This is a genomic window from Vogesella indigofera (genome assembly GCF_028548395.1).
GTDB lineage: Bacteria > Pseudomonadota > Gammaproteobacteria > Burkholderiales > Chromobacteriaceae > Vogesella > Vogesella indigofera_A.
The window spans coordinates 335656-354655 of the sequence record NZ_JAQQLA010000001.1 but is presented as its reverse complement, the minus strand read 5'-3'; the positions used below and the strand labels follow the sequence as shown (position 1 = coordinate 354655).

General features: G+C 65.8%; 16 protein-coding genes. 7 read left to right on the top strand and 9 right to left on the bottom strand.

Annotated elements, in window-relative coordinates:
* Positions 1–126: 126 nt before the first annotated feature.
* The 3 genes from PQU89_RS01775 to ilvD all read right to left on the bottom strand — a co-directional run bounded on the left by PQU89_RS01775 (position 127) and on the right by ilvD (position 6190).
* A complete protein-coding gene (locus tag PQU89_RS01775) occupies positions 127–2064 on the bottom strand; it encodes a RecQ family ATP-dependent DNA helicase (RefSeq protein WP_272764337.1) in 1938 nt (645 codons plus the stop codon).
* A 267-nt stretch (positions 2065–2331) separates the two neighbouring features.
* Positions 2332–3948, bottom strand: a complete 1617-nt coding sequence (locus PQU89_RS01770; protein ID WP_272764336.1) for a methyl-accepting chemotaxis protein — start codon at positions 3946–3948, stop codon at positions 2332–2334.
* A gap of 385 nt (positions 3949–4333) precedes the next feature.
* A complete protein-coding gene (gene ilvD / locus PQU89_RS01765; protein WP_272764335.1) occupies positions 4334–6190 on the bottom strand; it encodes a dihydroxy-acid dehydratase in 1857 nt (618 codons plus the stop codon).
* 209 nt (positions 6191–6399) lie between these two features.
* Here ilvD and lgt point away from each other — a divergent pair, with 209 nt between their 5' ends.
* Positions 6400–7197 (top strand): prolipoprotein diacylglyceryl transferase, encoded by a 798-nt coding sequence (gene lgt / locus PQU89_RS01760; RefSeq protein ID WP_272764334.1) that lies wholly within the window; start codon positions 6400–6402, stop codon positions 7195–7197.
* A 40-nt stretch (positions 7198–7237) separates the two neighbouring features.
* Here the strand turns inward: lgt and PQU89_RS01755 are convergent, their stop codons facing one another.
* The 3 genes from PQU89_RS01755 to PQU89_RS01745 all read right to left on the bottom strand — a co-directional run bounded on the left by PQU89_RS01755 (position 7238) and on the right by PQU89_RS01745 (position 9544).
* Entirely contained in the window at positions 7238–7930 is a 693-nt protein-coding gene (locus PQU89_RS01755) for an amino acid ABC transporter permease (protein WP_272764333.1), read from the bottom strand.
* Positions 7927–8664 carry an amino acid ABC transporter permease gene (locus PQU89_RS01750; RefSeq protein ID WP_272764332.1) on the bottom strand — a complete coding sequence of 246 codons (738 nt, stop codon included), beginning with the start codon at positions 8662–8664 and terminating at the stop codon, positions 7927–7929. Before PQU89_RS01750 ends, PQU89_RS01755 begins: the two co-directional genes overlap by 4 nt.
* Before the next feature lie 76 nt (positions 8665–8740).
* Positions 8741–9544, bottom strand: coding sequence for an ABC transporter substrate-binding protein (locus tag PQU89_RS01745; RefSeq protein WP_272764331.1), 804 nt, complete (start codon positions 9542–9544; stop codon positions 8741–8743).
* A 176-nt stretch (positions 9545–9720) separates the two neighbouring features.
* Between PQU89_RS01745 and PQU89_RS01740 the strand changes: the two genes are divergently transcribed.
* From PQU89_RS01740 to PQU89_RS01720, 5 genes are all read left to right on the top strand, one after another.
* Positions 9721–10065 (top strand): hypothetical protein, encoded by a 345-nt coding sequence (locus PQU89_RS01740; RefSeq protein WP_272764330.1) that lies wholly within the window; start codon positions 9721–9723, stop codon positions 10063–10065.
* A gap of 252 nt (positions 10066–10317) precedes the next feature.
* Complete coding sequence (locus PQU89_RS01735) at positions 10318–11163, top strand: putative selenate ABC transporter substrate-binding protein (protein ID WP_272764329.1); 846 nt, start codon at positions 10318–10320, stop codon at positions 11161–11163.
* Entirely contained in the window at positions 11160–11954 is a 795-nt protein-coding gene (locus PQU89_RS01730) for a phosphonate ABC transporter ATP-binding protein (protein WP_272764328.1), read from the top strand. The genes PQU89_RS01735 and PQU89_RS01730 overlap by 4 nt, the downstream gene beginning before the upstream one ends.
* On the top strand, positions 11948–13519 hold the full coding sequence (locus PQU89_RS01725; protein ID WP_272764327.1) for a PhnE/PtxC family ABC transporter permease: 1572 nt from the start codon (positions 11948–11950) through the stop codon (positions 13517–13519). The genes PQU89_RS01730 and PQU89_RS01725 overlap by 7 nt, the downstream gene beginning before the upstream one ends.
* A 383-nt stretch (positions 13520–13902) precedes the next feature.
* Entirely contained in the window at positions 13903–15087 is a 1185-nt protein-coding gene (locus PQU89_RS01720) for a hypothetical protein (protein ID WP_272764326.1), read from the top strand.
* 375 nt (positions 15088–15462) lie between these two features.
* Here the strand turns inward: PQU89_RS01720 and PQU89_RS01715 are convergent, their stop codons facing one another.
* Positions 15463–15906 (bottom strand): Lrp/AsnC family transcriptional regulator, encoded by a 444-nt coding sequence (locus PQU89_RS01715; RefSeq protein ID WP_272764325.1) that lies wholly within the window; start codon positions 15904–15906, stop codon positions 15463–15465.
* A gap of 125 nt (positions 15907–16031) precedes the next feature.
* Between PQU89_RS01715 and PQU89_RS01710 the strand changes: the two genes are divergently transcribed.
* Entirely contained in the window at positions 16032–16661 is a 630-nt protein-coding gene (locus tag PQU89_RS01710) for a LysE family translocator (protein ID WP_272764324.1), read from the top strand.
* Positions 16662–16758: 97 nt separating this feature from the next.
* On the opposite strand, the gene pabC is transcribed toward PQU89_RS01710, so the two are convergent.
* Together pabC and PQU89_RS01700 are read right to left on the bottom strand one after the other, a co-directional pair.
* The gene (gene pabC, locus PQU89_RS01705; protein WP_272764323.1) at positions 16759–17553 is read right to left on the bottom strand and encodes an aminodeoxychorismate lyase; all 795 of its coding nucleotides are present in this window, start codon (positions 17551–17553) and stop codon (positions 16759–16761) included.
* Entirely contained in the window at positions 17553–18851 is a 1299-nt protein-coding gene (locus PQU89_RS01700; RefSeq protein ID WP_272764322.1) for an aminodeoxychorismate synthase component I, read from the bottom strand. Before PQU89_RS01700 ends, pabC begins: the two co-directional genes overlap by 1 nt.
* Between the last annotated feature and the right edge of the window lie 149 nt (positions 18852–19000).

Below are 19000 nucleotides of genomic sequence, written 5' to 3'. Positions count from 1 at the left end.
TCACGCGAGACAAGGCGAAAATGGCTGGCAAGCGGCGTTTATCCAGAGATAAACACGCCTGCCGCAGCCGTTTTCAACACGCTATCGCCCCATGGATATCAGTCGCCGTAGATTGGGAACAGGTTCTTACTCCGTCTGGCCCTGCAACAGCTCGCGCACACTGGCAAACGGATAGCCGGCAAAGCGGCCAAAGCCGGGTAGCCGCGCCGCGCGAAGCGCCGTCAGCCGCGGCAGGGTGATGCCGCACAGGAAGCAGGCCGCCAGATGCGCCTCCGCTGCCGCACCCAGCTTGTCGTGCAGCGCCGCCAGCGTGCCGTTCAGCGTGGCGGCGTCCAGCGCGGCCTGCGCCGGTGCCGCCGGCAGCCGCGCAGGCTTGCCGCGACACACCAGGCAATGGCCGCATTCGCGCGGCGCGGCGGCATCGCCGAAGTAGCTGGCCAGCGCGAAACTCAGACAGCTTTCCGTTTCGAACAGGCGCAGCATCTGCTGCAGGCGCGCCAGCTCGCTGTCTTCGCGCGCCTGGAACTGGCGATAGAGGCTGGCGGCCAGCGTGGCGACATCGAACGTAGCGTCGTTCACCGCGTACACCTCGGTCATCTGCTTGGTTTCCAGCGTCAGCCAGCCGCGCTCGTCCATGAACTCCAGCGCCGTCACCGCACGCTGGCGCTGCCCGGGGAAGGCCTGCAGGAAGCTGTCAAAGTCGAACGCGTACCAGCTGCGCCCCAGCTTGCTGTGCGCCAGCAGTGCGGCGACAAAATCGCGGCGCTCGTCCTTGAAGTGCGCCAGCAGCGCCGCTTCGTCCTCGCGCAGCTGGAAGCGGTACTCGCTGTAGTAGCTGTACTGCGCCTGCAGCACGCCCTGCACCTCCAGATACACCAGCAGCGTCTTCAGCGGCAGCTGGCGGATATTGCTGTCCGCCGACAAGCCGTACAGCGTCATCTCCCACTGCCCGTGCTGCGCCTCGTCGCGGATGCGCTGCAATACCTGTGCGATCGACGCCTGCTGCGGCGTGTCGCCGTAGACGAAGTTTTCAAGCACGTGCAGGCCGTCGCGGTTGCCCAACAGCGTGCACAGCGAGGTGGCACCGTCGCGGCCGGCGCGGCCGATTTCCTGGCTGTAGTTTTCCACCGACTTGGGCAGGTCGTAGTGGATCACCTGGCGGATGTTGCCCTTGTCGATGCCCATACCGAAGGCGATGGTCGCGACGATCACCGGCGTGTCGCCGCGCATGAACTCGTCCTGGATCTGCTCGCGCAGCGCACTGTCCAGCCCGGCATGGTAGGCGGCGGCGCCGACGCCCTGCGCCTGCAGCCGTGCGGCCAACGTTTCCGCGGTCTGCTGCTGGGTGACGTACACCACGCAGGCGGCGCCCGGCGTGCGCGCCAGCAGCTTCAGCAGCATCGCGTCCTTGTCCGCCTGCGCCACCGCGCGCACGTGCAGGTGCAGGTTGGGGCGGTAGAAGCCGGTGACGGTGATGTGTTCGGGCGCGATGTCGAAGCGGTGCGCCATGTCCTGCATCACCGCCGGGGTGGCGGTGGCGGTCAGCAGCAGCACCTGCGGGATGGTCAGCTGCTGGCGGTACTGCGGCAGCTTCAGGTAGTCGGGGCGGAAGTTGTGGCCCCACTCCGAGATGCAGTGCGCCTCGTCCACCACCAGCAGCGACAGAGGCACCTCGGCGATAAAGCGGCGGAAGCGCTCGTTCTTCAGCCGCTCCACCGACACCATCAACACCTTGATGCGTCCGGCGCGCACGTCGGCCATCACCTGCTGTGCCTCGTCGCGCCTTTGGCTGGAGTCGATCGCCGCCGCGGCGATGCCTTTCTGCTGCAGGAAGGCCAGCTGATCGCGCATCAGCGCCAAGAGCGGCGAGATCACCAGCGTCAGGTGCGGCAGCTGCGTCGCCGCCAGCTGGTAGCACAGCGACTTGCCGGAGCCGGTGGGGAAGATCGCCATCGCGGAATGGCCGTCCAGCAGTGCCTGCACCACCTCGCGCTGGCCGTCGCGGAAGCCATCAAAACCGAAATACTGCGCCAGCGCGGCGTCAAGCGGGGAAGGAGGGGTCATCGGTGGCTCCGGCGGCAAAGGCGCAAGGAGAACACACTAGACGGCCGCTGCCAAGGTTGGCCGCAGGCCATGCCCGTAACAGCCGGCCGGCGTGGCTGGCGGCGGGTACGAACAGGCGGCGCTTAGAACGTGTTCACGATCTCGCGAGCGAGACAAGGCGAAAACTGAGGGGCGCGGCGTTTATCCAGATATCAACCAGCATGCCGAAGCCGTTTTCAACGCCGTATCGCCCCGTGAGATCAGTTACAGCAGATCGTGAACACGTTCTTAGCCGAGGTGGAACTTGGTCACCGACTGGTGCAGCTCGCCGGCAAGGCCGTGCATGCTCTGCGTCGCGTCGGCTGCGGCACGCGCGGCGGCGGCGTTGTCGCTGGCGCTGCCGGCGATGCCCTCGACGTTGACGGCGATGTCGTTGCTGGCCACGCTCTGCTCCTTCAGCGCCAGCGAGATGTCCTCCACCGCGCGCAGCACCGCCGCCGACGCCTGTTCGATGCTGGCGATGGCGTCGCCGCCCTCATCGGCCAACGCACGGCCGGCGGCAACGCGCGCCACCGTTTCCACCATCGCCTGGCTGGTATCCGCCGACAAGCGGCGGATCTGCTCGATCTTGTCGACGATGTCGCCGGTGGCCTGCGCGGTGCGCTCCGCCAGCTTGCGCACCTCGTCGGCGACCACGGCAAAGCCGCGGCCCAGCTCGCCGGCACGCGCCGCCTCGATCGCCGCATTCAGTGCCAGCAGGTTGGTCTGGTCGGCAACATCGCGGATCACACCGACGATGGAGGAGATATTGCCGACATCCTCCACCAGCCGCTGCAGGCTTTGCGAAGCGGTGCCGACCACATCGCTGATTACCCGCATCTCGTCCACCGCCTTGCGCACTACCGCCGCGCCGTCACGCGACAGCTGGCCGGAATTGCGCCCCAGCTCGTGCGCGTGTTCGGCATTGGCGGCGATATGGTTGATGCCGACCGTCATCTGCTCCACCGACGCCGCCATCGCGGTGGCGGCCCCACTCTGGCGGTCGGAACCGGCGGCAACGCGATCGACGTTGTCCATCAGCCCGTCGGCCACCGACACCAGGTAGTCGGCATTGGTGATCACCTGCCCCACCATGTCGCGCAGGTGCTGCTGCATGTCGGCGATGCTGGCCAGCAGGCTGCCCTGCTCGGCCTGGCGGACATCGACCGCGGTATCCAGCCGTCCGGCGGAAATCGCCGCCACCACCTCCACCGCGTAGGCCGGCTCACCACCGAGCTGGCCGATCAGGCGGCGGCCGATGACGTAGCCGATGGCCAGGAGCAGCAGCAACAGGCCGACCAAGCCGGCGCCGAGGAACAGCGCCTGGCGCCACACCGCGTTATCGATATGATCGACGTAGATGCCGGTGCCGATCACCCAGCCCCAGCGCGCCGTTTTCTGCACCACCGCGATCTTGCCCACCGGCTGCTCGAAGCCGGGCTTGGCCCAGTGATACTCGGCCACGCCACCGCCGGCCAGCGCCTGGCGGAAGGCGGCGCCGAGATTGACGCCGTTAGGGTCGACCTGCGCCGTCATGCTGCTGCCAACCAGGTTGCGGCGGATCGGGTGGCCCAGGTAGGTGAAGCGGTCGTCGGTGACGAAGAAGTAACCGTCCTCGCCGAAGCGCATCGCCATCACCGCAGCCATCGCCCGCCGCCGCGCCTCATCCTCGCCCAGCGTCGCCGCCTGCGCCTCGTAACTTTCCACCAGTCTGGCCGCGCTTTGTGCCAGCTGGCGGGTATCACGTACCGCCTGCTCGGTCAGGGTCTGGCCAAGGTTGAACAACGCCCAGATCGTCATCAGCACGATGCCGATGGCCGCCGCGCCCACCATGGCCATGAATTGGGCCTTTACCGTTTTAAACATCCATCTCTCCCGTTTGCTGTTTGCTCTTCGTTGCCGTGTGCAGCGTGTTTTTTTGGCCGCTGCTTGTTATGGATATGGTTGTGCCGTCTGTCGCGGGCTGGCCGTCGGCACCGCAACACCCGGTACCGGCACCAGCCCTGCCACGCTTATTACCGGTTCATGACACAAGCGTCCGAACCGGCGCAGACTGTCCGCTTTTGTATCGAAACACGATCAAAAACCGCGATTGTCTGTTTAAGCAGGTGGTGACCGCATGGTAGCGGCAGCGCGCCCGGCAAACTGTGACAAATCGTAACCAGCGCCGCGACGGCCATGAAAAACGGCAGCCCGCAGGGGCTGCCGTTTTGACGGGATGCGGCCAGGGTTGGCCGTAACGAGGTGTGACTTACTTGCGTTCCACCTGCGACACGTCGCGCACCGCGCCGGTGTCGGCACTGGTGGTCATCGCGGCGTAGGCACGCAGCGCCGGGCTGACCACGCGCTGACGGTCGACCGGTTTCCACGCCAGCGCGCCCTTGGCTTCCATCGCCGCGCGGCGTGCGGCCAACGTTTCGTCGGATACAGCAAGGCGGATGCCGCGGTTGGGGATGTCGATCTCGATGCGATCGCCCTCTTCCACCAGGCCGATGGCACCGCCTTCCGCCGCTTCCGGCGACACGTGGCCGATGGACAGGCCGGAGGTACCGCCGGAGAAACGACCATCGGTCAGCAGTGCGCACTCCTTGCCCAGGCCCTTGGACTTCAGGTAGCTGGTCGGGTACAGCATTTCCTGCATCCCCGGGCCGCCTTTCGGACCTTCGTAGCGGATCACCACCACGTCGCCGGCCACCACGCTGTCGGCCAGAATCGCCGCCACCGCGTCATCCTGGCTTTCGAACACGCGGGCGCGGCCGGTGAACTTGAGGATGGAGTCGTCGACGCCGGCGGTCTTCACGATGCAGCCGCGCTCGGCGATGTTGCCGTACAGCACGGCGAGGCCGCCGTCCTGCGAGTAGGCGTGTTCCTTGTCACGGATGCAGCCCTCGGCGCGGTCGTCGTCCAGCGTCGGGTAGCGCATCGACTGCGAGAAGGCGATAGTGGTCGGCACCCCACCCGGCGCGGCGCGGTAGAAGCGGTGCACCTCGCTGTCGGCGCCGTGGCGACGGATGTCCCACGCTTCCAGACCGGCGCCCATAGTGGCGCTGTGGATGGTCGGCACCTCACGCTGGATCAGGCCGGCACGGTCCAGCTCGGACAGGATGGCGACCACGCCACCGGCGCGGTGCACGTCTTCCATGTGGTACTTCTGCGTCGCCGGCGCCACCTTGGACAGGCACGGCACGCTGCGCGAGATGCGGTCGATGTCGGTCATCTTGAAATCGACACCGGCCTCGCTGGCGGCAGCCAGCAAGTGCAGCACGGTATTGGTGGAGCCGCCCATCGCCACGTCCAAGCTCATCGCGTTCTCGAACGCGGCCTTGGTGGCGATGCTGCGCGGCAACACGCTGTAATCGTCCTGCTCATAGTGGCGCTTGGTAATCTCCACAATCAGGCGGCCGGCGCGCAGGAACAGTTCTTTCCGATCCGCATGGGTCGCCAGCATCGAGCCGTTACCCGGCAGCGACAGCCCCAGCGCCTCGGTCAGGCAGTTCATCGAGTTGGCGGTGAACATGCCGGAGCAGGAGCCGCAAGTCGGACAGGCGGAACGCTCCACCTTGTCCACGTCCTCGTCGCTGATCTTGTCGTTGGCGGCTTCCACCATCGCGTCGACCAGGTCCAGCTTGCGCTCGGTACCGCGCCAGTTGACCTTGCCGGCCTCCATCGGGCCGCCGGACACGAACACCACCGGGATGTTCAGCCGCAGCGCGGCCATCAGCATGCCGGGGGTGATCTTGTCGCAGTTGGAGATGCACACCAGCGCGTCGGCGCAGTGGGCGTTGACCATGTACTCCACGCTGTCGGCGATCAGGTCGCGCGATGGCAGCGAGTACAGCATGCCGCCGTGGCCCATGGCGATGCCATCGTCGACCGCGATGGTATTGAATTCCTTGGCCACGCCACCGGCCTTCTCGATCTCGCGCGCCACCAGCTGGCCCATATTGTGCAAGTGCACGTGGCCGGGCACGAACTGGGTGAAGGAGTTGGCGATGGCGATGATCGGCTTCTGGAAATCCTCGTCCTTCATGCCGGTGGCGCGCCACAGGGCGCGGGCACCCGCCATGTTGCGGCCGGAAGTCGAGGTCTTGGAACGGTATTGAGGCATGATGTGTCCTTGAATGCAGTAATGGCTTTGTCGCTTTGATCTGGCGGCGCGTCGCGGGCCGGGCGGGATATTGCCCGGCCGGTAGAACTTGCGGGTGCCGGCATGTTCTACACATAAGGCGTCGCGCGGCGGGTAGCAGCGCGACGACCGGTAACGCTTTCCGTATAATTTATCTCTATCCTTTTACCGCAAACGCACATACCTGACAAATGCTGATCCATCCCCAGTTTGATCCTGTCGCCATCCAGTTTGGCCCGCTGGCCATCCACTGGTACGGCCTGATGTACCTCGTCGGCTTCGGCCTGTTCCTGTGGCTGGGCCATGTCCGCATCAAACAGCAGCCGGATTGCGGTTGGAACGGCAAGGATCTCGACGATTTCCTGACCTGGGCGGTGCTCGGCGTCATCGTCGGCGGGCGGCTGGGCGAGGTGCTGTTCTACCAGCCCGGCTACTATCTGGCGCACCCGGCCGAGATCCTGATGGTGTGGAAAGGCGGCATGAGTTTCCACGGCGGCTTTATCGGCGTGCTGGCGGCGATGCTGCTGTTCGCACGCAGGAAAGGCGTCAGCTTCTGGCGGATCAGCGATTTCGTGGCACCGCTGGTGCCGACCGGCCTCGCCGCCGGGCGCATCGGCAACTTCATCAACGGCGAGCTGTGGGGCCGCATCGCCAGCCACGACCTGCCGTGGGCGATGATCTTCCCGCACGTCGACGCCATGCCGCGCCACCCGTCGCAGCTGTACCAGGCGGCGCTGGAAGGCCTCGCGCTGTTCGTGATCCTGTGGCTGTTCTCGGCACGACGCCGGCCGCTGGGGCAGGTGTCGGCGGTGTTCCTGATCGGCTACGGCAGCTTCCGCTTCATCGCCGAATTCTTCCGCACCCCGGACGCCGGCATCTTCGGCCAGTCCGACATCATCAGCATGGGGCAGTGGCTGAGCGTGCCGATGATCGTCGCCGGTATCGCACTGTACCGCTGGGCCGCCAGACGCGAACAGGCGTCAGCCTGATCCCGCACACCCGACAAAACCCGGCTGCGGCCGGGTTTTGTCATTTGCGGCCACCCCTGGCGTAGCGCGCCTCCCAGCGCGCGCCCAGCCAGACCAGGCTGCTGCACCACAGCCAATACAGCAGCGCCACCGTGGCGAATACCGGCAGCGGATACACCTGTTCGCGGTTGTTCACCTGCGAAGCGACAAAGGTCAGCTCGGCCACGCCGACGATATAGGCCAGCGAGGTGTCCTTCACCAGCGTGATCCACTGGTTGACGAAGGACGGTACCATGATGCGCAGCGCCTGCGGCAGCACGATCAGGCGCAGCGTCTGCCAGCGGCTGAAGCCCAGCGACAGCCCGGCCTGCCACTGCCCGGCGGCGATGGCGGCAATGCCGGCGTGCACCGCCTGCGTCAGGAAAGCGCCACCGATCAGCGCCAGTGCCGCAATCACCATCAGCGTGCCCGGCACGTCGATGGCAAACAGCACCGGCAACAGGAAGTAGCACCAGAAAATCAGCATCACCACCGGGATGGCGCGCAGCAGCGCGACGGATAGCGCTACCAGCTGCCGCAACGATGGATGCCCCAGCGTCAGCACGATGCCGCCCGCCAGCCCCAGCAGCGACGCCAGCAGCGCCGCCGTCAGCCCCATCACCACACTCAGCGCCATGCCGCCCAGCGACCCGGCCGGCCAGCTGCCCAGCAGCAGGTAGTCCAGATTGGTGCCGATCACCTCGACCGCCGTCATCGTCCTTCTCCCAAGGTTGGCCGCACCCGCCCGCCGGCCAGCTGCGCGCCCAGCACCAGCAGCAGGTACAGCAGCGTGGCGACGGCAAAGGCCTGGAAGGTCAGCAGCGTCTCGCTCTCCACCTGGCGCGAGCTGTACGACAGCTCGGCCACGCCGATGGCCATGGTCAGCGAGGTGTTCTTGATCACGCCCAGATACTGGCCCAGCAGCGGGCGGCGCACCACGCGCAGCGCCTGCGGCAACACGATGTGGAGGAACACCTGGCGCGGCGTCATCCCCAGTGCCAGCGCCGCCGCGCGCTGCCCCAGCGCGACACTGCGGATGCCGGCGCGGATTTCCTCGGCAACGAACGCCGCGCTGTACAGCGACAGCGCCACCAGCGCCGCCACGAACTCGAACGACGGCCAGGCCAGCGTCCAGCCGGCCAGCGTCACCTCGTGCGGCGCATTCAGCCACAGCATCGCCGCTTCCGGCAGCAGCCCGGCTACGCCGAAGTACCACAGCAGCAGCTGCACCATCAGCGGCGTATTGCGATGCAGCGACAGAAGGGTCCGCACCGCCAGGCGCACACTACGCCAGCGCTGCTCGTGACCTGCGGCCAGCAGCACGCCGAGCAGCGTTGCCAGCATGCACACCAGCAGCGCCAGCCACGCCGTCAGCGCCGCGCCCTGCAGCATCCAGCCGATGAAATGCGGCTCCAGCCAGCCATAACCCAGCCATGCAGGCGGTGTCATGATTTACTCCCTCTCAGCAAAGAAAAGCCGCCAGGCAAGCCCGGCGGCCGTGATTGACACCCGAATCCGCGGCGGATCAGGCCTTGTCGCCGATCCGGAAGTCACGCGGCAGCGGCGCCTTGGTGCCCGGGCCGAACCAGTGGTCGTAGATCTTTTTCGCTTCGCCGTTTTTCTCCAGCCCCAGCAGCACCTCGTTGACCACCTTCACCAGCCGCGCCTCGCCCTTGGGCAGGCCGATGGCCTGGAATTCGCGGGTCAGCGTAAACGGTGCGATCTCGTACTTGTCCTTGTCCGGCGCATTGGCCAGCAGGGCGGCCAGCTTGGAGCCGTCCTGGGTGATCGCGGTCACGTTGCCGTTACGCAGCGCGGCAAACGCCAGCGGCGTGTCGTCGTAGGACACCACCTTGGTGGCCGGGTATTTCTCGCGCAGCGTGATCTCTTGCGTGGTGCCCTTGTCCGCGCCCACGCGCAGGCCGGCCAGCTGTGCCGGCGTGGCCAGCGTGCCCTTGCGGCTGATGAACTGCTGGCCGGAGGCAAAGTACGGCAGGCTGAAATCGACCTGCTTGGCGCGATCCGGTGTCACGGTGAAGTTGGCCGCAATCAGGTCGGCCTTGCCCGACACCAGCAGCGGAATGCGGTTGGCCGGATTGGTCGGCACCAGCTCCAGCTTGACGCCGATCTTGCCGGCGATGTGGCGCGCCACGTCCACATCCAGCCCGCTGATCTGGCGACTTTGCGCATCGAGGAAGCCGAACGGCGGGTTGCTGTCGAAGGCGGCGACACGCAGCACGCCGGCTTTCTTGATGTCGTCGAGGCGGTCGGCCAGCGCGGAGGTAGAGGTAGCGGCCAGCAGCAGGGCCAGGGTCAGTTTGAGTTTCATGGTCGGCTTTCATTCAGGGGTCACGAGAAGATGGCTCATCATAAAACGATGACAAAGCCATACAAACCAATGAATTTTGTATTCTTTATCCACCAAAGGAATAACCGCCGCCCGGCCACGCCGGCAGCGCGACGGGCTAAACTGAGGGTATCGGCATTGCGCCACGGGACACCCTCATGAACCGCCTGCTTGTGCTGCTGAGCCTCGCGCTGCTCAGCGCCTGCGCCACTTACCAGTGGCGCCACGCCACCCGCTACGATGCCAACTTTGACGAAGACAGCTTCCAGTGCAAGAAAGAAGCGGCGCAGGCCTTCCCGCCGCTGGCGGGCGAGCGCATCACCCGGCCGCCACGCTTCGCCCCATCCTGGTTCTGTTCGCCCGCCGGCACCCGCTGCAGCCGCACGCTGCCGTACTGGCAGGACGCCGAAACCGAGAGCTACGACATCAACGAAAGTGCGCGCGACGACCTGTACCGCAGCTGCCTGCAGGCACGCGGCTGGATCCGCTACCGCGTCGACTGACGCCCGCCCTACATCTGGCCGCGCCGTCTCGGCCTTGCCCGCGGCAAGGTTGGCCGCAAGCGCCCCACACACGGCCAGATTCCCGGCCAGCCAGCACCTGCTTTATGCTGCTGCGATTAGGCGCACGCGCCGATCTGACATAAAATACAGCCACTTTGGCGGCTTATCGTCCGCCTGCCCCGAGCAGTCCGCGTGACTGCTTTTTTGATGGTGGCGGCCTGTTGTCCGCCCAACCCGAAGGATGATCCGCTCATGAACATTGCCAAACTGTCCGTGGCAGGCCTGCTGCTGGCCGCCGCAGCCCTGTCCCACGCCGAAGCGCTGCTGAAAGTCTCCGCCATTCCCGACGAAGCCCCGACAGAGCTGCAGCGCAAGTTTGCGCCGCTGGGCCAGTACCTGGAAAAAGAGCTGGGCATGAAGGTGCAGTTCGTGCCGGTCAGCGACTACGCCGCGGTGGTCACCGCGCTCAACGCCGACCAGATCGACATGGCGTGGCTGGGCGGCTTCACCTTCGTGCAGGCCAGCCAGCGCGGCAAGGTGGTGCCGTTGGTGCAGCGCGAGGAAGACTCGCGCTTCACCTCCAAATACATCGTCAACGCCGACAGCGGCATCAGCAAGCTGCAGCAGCTGAAGGGCAAGAGCTTTGCCTTCGGCTCCGCCTCGTCCACCTCCGGCCACCTGATGCCGCGCTACTTCCTGCAAAAGCAGCACATCAAGCCGGAAACCTTCTTCAAGAGCGTCGGCTACTCCGGCGCGCATGACGCCACCGTGGCCTGGGTGGCCTCCGGCAAGGTCGACGCCGGCGTGCTGAACGCCTCGGTGTGGGACAAGCTGGTCGAGGCCGGCAAGGTCGACCAGAGCAAGGTCAAGCTGCTGGGCACCACCCCGCCGTACTTCGACTACAACTGGACGGTGCGCGGCACGCTGGACAAGGGCCTGCAGCAGAAAATCCAGCAGGCGTTCCTGAAGCTGAACGCGGCCAACCCCGAGCACAAGGCCATTCTCGATCTGCAACGCGCCAGCAAGTTCATCCCGACCAAGGCCGCCAACTACAAGGGCATCGAAGCCGCCGCCAAGGAAGCCGGTCTGCTGCAATGAGTCTGCGTTTTGACGCGGCCAGCCTGAGCCTGGGCGGCAGCCGCATCCTGCAGCCGCTGTCGCTGCAACTGGCGCAGGGCGAGCAGGTGGCGCTGATCGGCCCGTCCGGCGCCGGCAAATCGTCGCTGCTGCTGCTGGCCAATAGCTGCCACCGTCCCGACGGTGGCAGCGTACAGCTACTGGGGCAGGATCCGTGGCAGCTACGCGCGCCGGCACTGCGCCGGCTGCGCAGCCGCATCGGCAGCGTGTACCAGCATCCGCCGCTGCCGGCGCTGCAGCGGGTGGTCACCGCGATCGGCGCCGGCCAGCTGGGGCAGCTATCAACGTTGGCCGCACTGCGCCGCCTGCTGTGGCCGCAGGATGTCGCCGCCATCCGCGACGCGCTGCAACGGGTGCAGCTGGGCGACAAGTTGTGGCAGCGCTGCGACCGCCTGTCCGGCGGCCAGCGCCAGCGCGTCGGCATCGCCCGCGTGCTGTACCAGCGCCCGGAACTGCTGCTGGCCGACGAGCCGGTGTCGGCGCTCGACCCGCGCCTGGCCGACGACACCGTTGCGTTGCTGTGCGCCGATGCGCGCCAGCGCCACGCCACACTGCTGGTCAGCCTGCACTCGGTCGAGCTGGCGCTGGCCCACTTCCCGCGCCTGATCGGCCTGCGTGACGGCCGCATCGCCTTCGACCTGCCGCGCGCCGAGGTCACCCCGCCGCTGCTGGCGGCGCTGTACGCCGGCGAACAGCCGGCCACCGCCGACGAGCCGGCACTCGGCAGCGGCATCCGGATCGCACCATGCTAAGCAGCCTGCACGACCCGGCCCGCGCATCGCGGCTGGCCGGCCTCTTCGCCACGCCGCTGTTGCTGCTGGCGGCGATGGCCTACACCGGCTTCAACCCGCTGCTGCTGGCCGATGGCGACACCGCCGGCACGCTGTGGCGCTTTGTCGCTGACTTCTTCCCGCCCAGCCGTGACGGCACCTTCCTGCGCGACATGCTGCGCGAAACCGCCACCACGCTGGCGATTGCCAGCAGTGGCCTCGCGCTGGCGGTGTTGCTCGGCCTGCCGCTGGCGCTGTTGACCAGCCGCGCGCTGGACCGCGACCGCCTGTGCGGCGACGCGCCGGCCCGCGGCTGGCAATGGCTGCAACGCCTGCTGCGCGGCGTGCTGATCGTGCTGCGCGGCGTGCCGGACCTGGTGTGGGCGCTGTTGCTGGTGCGCGCCGCCGGACTGGGCAGCCTGCCGGCGGTGCTGGCGCTGGGGCTGGCCTACGGCGGCATGCTGGGCAAGGTCTACGCCGAAATCCTGGAATCGCAGCCGCCGCAGGCCGCGGCGGCACTGGCCGCCAGCGGGGCGTCGCGGCTGGCCATCTTCGGCTACGCGCTGCTGCCGCAGGCGGCGACCGAGCTGATCAGCTACAGCGTCTACCGCTGGGAATGCGCGATCCGCGCCTCGGCGGTGATGGGCTTTGTCGGCGCCGGCGGCCTCGGCCTGCTGCTGGATACCTCGATGCGGATGCTGAACGGCGGCGAAGTCGGCAGCCTGCTGCTGCTGTTCGCCGCGCTGGTGGCGCTGACCGAAGGCGTCAGCCGTGTCAGCCGCGCCGCCATCCACAGCCGCGCCGGTGGCGCCGCGCTGGCCGCCGGCACGCTGTTGCTGCTGACACTGTCGCTGCTGTGGCTGTGGCCACAATGGCGCGAGGCACCGTTCGATGTCGCCGGGCTGTGGCGCTTCGCCCAGGAATTCCTGCGGCCAACCTTGCGCGGCGACTTCCTCGTCCAGGTCGGCAGCGGCGTGCTGGAAACGCTGCTGGTATCGGCACTGGGCAGCGCGCTGGCCTTCATCGGCGGCGCGCTGCTGGCGTTGCCGGCCAGCAACCGCGGCCCGCGCTGGCTGCGCCCGCCGGTGCAACTGCTGCTCAATTTCCTGCGCGGCACGCCGGATCTGCTGTGGGGCGCGCTGGCGGTGCTGGCGCTCGGCCTCGGCCCAGCCGCCGGCGTACTGGCACTGGCGGTGCACACCAGCGGCGTGCTGGGCCGGCTGTTCGCGCAGACGCTGGAAAACACGCCGCCGGACGCGGAAGCCGCACTGCGCCACAGCGGCGCCGGCCGCCTCGCCTGCCTGTGCTACGGCCTGCTGCCGCAGGCGCTGCCGCAGTGGCTGGCCTACACCCTGTACCGCTGGGAAAACAATATCCGCATCGCCGCCATCCTGGGCCTGGTCGGTGCCGGCGGCCTCGGCCAGCAGCTGTATCTGGCGCTGTCGCTGTTCCAGCTGTCCAACGCCGCCACGCTGATCCTGGCCATGCTGCTGCTGTCGTGGGGGGTGGAAAGCTTCAGCCGCTGGCTGCGACAACGGCTGCAATAACCTGCCTGCTGTCTTGAAAACGATGCGGCCAACCTTGGGAAAGGTTGGCCGCATCGTTTTGGGGCGCGTCGTCGGCCAAAGCTGTGAATCGCACCACCAATCGTGAACCAGCTGGCATCAGCCAGCACGTACGCGATGTCCCCCCCTCTCCGGGGGCAGCCTCCAACATCAGCCGCTCGTATTACTCGACAAGGATGTAGACTGTCTCACACCTCTGCCGCTAGAATGACCGCAGGTGCCCACCCTACTTGCACGCGAGTAAAAACAGGCAATACAGCAACGACCGTCATATCCAAATAGACCTTCTCTTTTGAGCCTCGTCGTCGGGGACTTAAACGCGTGCACCTGACCCGAATCGATGAGGTTTACAGGAAAGGTTGATCATGACGATCAAGCAACTGGCATTCGAAACGCAGCAACATCTTCAAGCCCAAACCGGTACCATCTTCAAGCGCAGCCACGTTTACGAACTACTGGCCGCCGCCTTCGGTTTCAATTCCTACGCATCCTTATGTGCTAAGCACATTTTCACGCAAGGTGGAGTCCCTAGCCGCCACTCGACCAAGTATGCTGAATCGGCCGGGCGCCGCTGCCTAGAACTCGACTACCCACCGGAAACTGCGCTCAAGCTTGTTCCGACCCTCTCGAACTATCTCGCAGATCAAGATATCGGCGTCATCCGCATTGCAGATATCGTAGCGTATCTACAATATGAAACCTACGGAGTGTATGAAACCAGCAGAGTGGATGATCTTGAACTCGATGAGTTTGATGATGATGCGGAAGATGCTGAAGAAGATATCGATAGTTCGTGGCCGGATTTCGAGTTTATCGTCACCCCCGTCTTGCTAGATGGACTGACAGATGTTGCGGAAAAGGGCAATGCTGACGCCCACTATGCTCTAGCGCTCATCTACGGTTCGTCCTATGACCCCGACAATAAAACTAGAATGGGTAGCGACTATTGGTACAACGAAGAGCGTAACGGCCGAGTACTTTCCGGCGTCCAAAAGGAATGGGCAGAATCATATGCAGCCATGCTCAGTGATTCAGAAAAGTACGAACACCACTTGCGCGCGGCAGGCGCACAGGCCCATGAAGCAGCCTTACTCGAAATGGCGGAGCGTTTTGACGACCCGTCCTTCTTCGAGAAATTGAGTACCTACTCCGAAAGCGTTGACGCAACCCGCGCGGCGGATATTGCTGAGAATCTCGGTTTACACATGCATGCTTGGCGATGGAAAACGAAAGCCTCAGAGCAAGGTAACACCGTTGCCATGCGCGAACTGATCGAAACCTATGATATAGGCGACCAACCACAGTGCTGGACCTGGTTCTACCTTGCCAAACTTCTAGGCACCGATCTTTCCAAAGATGAATATCGGGCTTTCCACGAAGATGGTTCAAACTACGACGATGATATCGGAGGCCCGCTCTACGTCGAGGGACGGGACGGCGTGAGGCTGAAACCAATCGGCGCCGATGAGGATGCCGCCGCTCAACAGGCTGCCGCCACGCTGTATCAGTCCATTGTAACGAGGCGGGCATTGGTGCGTAGCCAAGGCTGATCTTAATCACCACAGAGAGTGGTCTAATTGGTAATCGTATTCACCACTACCCCTCTCTGATATGCCCCCATGGTCGGTACGCTTCTTACCATCCGGTAACGGTCACAATCAGGTCCATTGGTAGCGGTCTGGTGCGCATTTGGAGCAGTTTTGGAGGACCGCCAGCGCACCGGATCTGAGGTGTAAGCCTTACTACAATGGTTTACGAGGGAAACAATAAGGAATGGCTGCTTTCAGTTAAAAAGCAGCCATTTTTATTCACGTGGGAAGAGTCCGTCTTGGCCGAGGAACCGTGCTCTAACTCCACATAAGCATCGGGCAGCTTCGGGTTGATAGCAGGCATCCATCCTCCTAGGAAAGATCACCTGCTCCCCCTTAACGCGGCGGCAGCACCGGGCGGTTACTGAGCGGTGTGGACAGGATGATGCTGGTGCGCGTTTCGCCCAGATCGTTCAGCCGCGATACCAGCAGCTCCAGATGTGACACGTCGCGCGCCAGCACGCGAAAGACGTAGGAGTCGACGCCGGTCACATGGTGACACTCCTGCACCTCCGCCATTGCGGCCAACCTTTCCAGCAGCATCTTCTTCGCCGGCTGCGGCACGGTGATGCCGACCAGCGCCGACAGCGCAAAGCCGGCCTTCAGCGGCGCCACCACGGCATGGTAGCCACTGATCACCCCCGCCTCTTCCAGCCGTTTCACCCGCTCCGATACCGCCGGCACGGACAGCCCTACCGTCTGCGCCAGTTCGGTCAGCGATTGCCGCGCATTGTCCTGCAACGCCTGCAGGATCAGCCACGATTTGCCATCCACTTCCATTTGCAAGCCTTTCTGCTGTTTGGCCTAAGAATATAAACCCGACATCGCATTCTGGCGAAGATAGCTCATGGCGCGCGCGGCGGCGCCGTCGCACACTAGGGCATCACATCGAGGAGCCAGACGCCATGCAAAGCAGCTATTTATTTGTCGAAGCAGCCCTCATCGGGCTGGCGATTGCCGCGCCGGTCGGGCCGGTGGGTTTGTTGTGCATCGAGCGCACGCTGCGCCAGGGCGCGGCCACCGGCTTTGTCACCGGGCTGGGCGCCGCCACCGCCGACGCCATCTACGCCGCGATCGGTGCCGCCGGCCTCGGCACGCTGATCGCGCTGCTGACGCGGCTGGCGACACCGCTGGCGCTGGCCGGCTGCGTGCTGCTGCTGTATCTGGGCATCGCCACCCTGCGCCGCGACGCGGCCAGCCACGCCGCCCGTGCCGCCGGTGCGCACAGCCTACCGCGCGCCTACAGCAGCGCGCTGGCGCTGACGCTGACCAACCCGATGACCATCCTGTCCTTCATCGCCATCTTCGCCGGACTGGCCGGCGCGCGCACGCCATCGCTGGCCGACAGCGTGCTGATGGTGGTGGGCGTGTTTGCCGGCTCGGCGCTGTGGTGGCTGCTGCTGGCCTACGGTGGCGGCCGGCTGCTATCGCGGCTGGGCGCACGCGGGCAGCTGCTGGTCGACAAGGCCTGCGGCGTGCTGCTGATCGGCTTTGCGCTGCTGCTGGCGTGGCGCACACTGGCGGGATGGCACTGAGTCCGTATCACCAAGGGCATGGCGGTGAACAGCCGTGAGGCAAGGCTCAGTTCAGGGGAATGGTGGGTGCCGGCCAGCGCTAGCCGCCGGCGATAGCTCAGATCAGCTGCTGCAGGCGACGGGTCAGCGCGCCGGGCTGCCACTGCCGCTCTGCCAGCTGCCGCAGCGGCCAGATGCCGGCCAGGCTGTTGCAGACGAAGGCTTCGTCCGCGGCCATGACCTCATCCGGTGACAGCCGCACCTCGCGCACGTGCAGGCCGAGGTTGGCCGCCGTGTCGATCACGCAGGCGCGCATGGCGCCGGACACGCCGCAGCGGTCCAGCAGCGGGGTGATCAGCTCGCCGGCACGCACGATGAACAGGTTGCTCATGATGCCCTCCACCACCGTGCCGTCCATGTCCAGCATCAGCCCTTCGGCGATGGCCGGGTCCGTCCATTCGCTGCGCGCCAGCACGTTTTCCAGGCGATTGAGGTGCTTGATGCCGGCCAGACTCGGCTGGATTGCCAGCCGCGTGTCGCACCAGCGGGCGGCGATGCCCAGTGCCGCGCGCTCGGCCGGGTAACCCGCCCAAGTGCTGGCGCTGACGATGCGCGTCGGCATGCACGCTGCCGGCATTGCATAGCCGCGTTGGCCGACGCCGCGGGTGAGCACGATCTTGACCACTGCACGTTCAAGCTTGGCCGTAACGCTGGCGATCTCGCGCAGCAGCAGCGCCTCGTCCGGGCACGGCAGGCGCAGCGCGGTGCAGTCTGCGGCCAACCTTTGCCACTGCCAGTGCCACAGCAGCGGCGTACCATGCCGGGCTTCCAGCGTGCGGTAGATGCCATCGCCGTAGGCTAGGCCGCGGTCGCCGGCACTGATGCTGTCGCCGGGCTGGCCGTTGACCAGCATCAGGCCTGCTCCACGCCCAGCGCACGCAGCAGGCCGCGCGCCTTGTGGCGGGTTTCCTGCAGTTCACGCTGCGGGTCGGAATCGGCGACGATGCCGCCGCCGGCGCGGAAGCGCAGCTGCTGCCCCTGCTGCATGAAGGTCCGGATCAGGATGTTGAGGTCCAGCGTGCCGTCGCGGTTGAGGTAGCCGAGGCTGCCGGTGTAGGCGCGGCGCGCGCTGTTTTCCAGCTCGCGGATGATCTGCATGGTGCGCACCTTCGGGCAGCCGGTGATGGTGCCGCCGGGGAACAGAGCGCGGAACACGTCGACGGTATTGACACCGTCACGGATGCGGCCACGGACATTGGACTCGATGTGGTGCACGTAGGCGTAGCTGGCCACCGCCATCAGCTCGTTGACCTCCACACTGCCGGGCTGGCAGATGCGGCCCAGGTCGTTGCGTTCCAGGTCGATCAGCATCACGTGCTCGGCGCGCTCCTTGATGCTGGAGATCAGCCGCTGCTTCAGCGCGGAGTCCTCGGCGGCATCGGGCGAGCGCGGATGGGTGCCGGCGATGGGGCGGGTGTCGACCCAGCCGTCGTGCACACGCACCAAGCGCTCCGGCGATGAGCTGACGATGTGCGCGTCACCGAAATCGGCCAGTGCCGAGAACGGCGCCGGGTTGGCACGACGCAACGCAGCGTACAGGTCCACCGGACGCACGTCCTCCGCCAGCGTGGCGCGCCAGCCGCGCGAGATGTTGACCTGGAACACATCGCCTTCGTAGATGTAGTCCTTGAGCTTGACCACCGCGTCGGTGTACCAGTGCGGCGGGTCTTCTTCCAGCTCCTGCAGTACCACAGGGTTGGCCGCAAACGGCTCCGACTCCACCAGCGCCTGTTTCAGCGTGTCCAGCTGCGCCGGCGTTTCTGCCAGCAGCCAGCTTTCCCGCTTCACGCGGTCGTAGAGCAGCGCGGCGGGAATGCGGCTGAGCACCGCCAGCGGGAAGCTGTCGCTGATTGCCTGCGGCACGCTGGGCTCGAACTCGGACAGCAGGTCGTAACCGAGATAGACAAACCAGCCGCCGCTGAACGGCAGCCGGTGCGGATTGGCCACCGCCTGCGGCAGCGGCAGCGCGCGCACGTCGTCGAGGAACAACGCGCCCTCGCCTTCGCGATAGACACGGGTGTGCTGCGGCAGGGCCATCAGGATGTCCCAGCCGCTGTCACCCGACGACTGCATCAGGTACGGGAAACGGGCGCGATCGTGGGCGTGCAAGGCCAGCAGATCGGGGGTAAAACTCAGCAGTTCACAGTGCATGGCAGCAGGGCCTGAGGTTCGGTTGCGGCAAGGATGGTGGGGCGGCTGGCTGGGCGCGGACGGCGGCGCTTGTTCCTCGCCACCAACCACCTAATAGGACTATACATCCGCTGCCATGCCTTGCCAGCGCGGCTGCGACTGCCGGCACG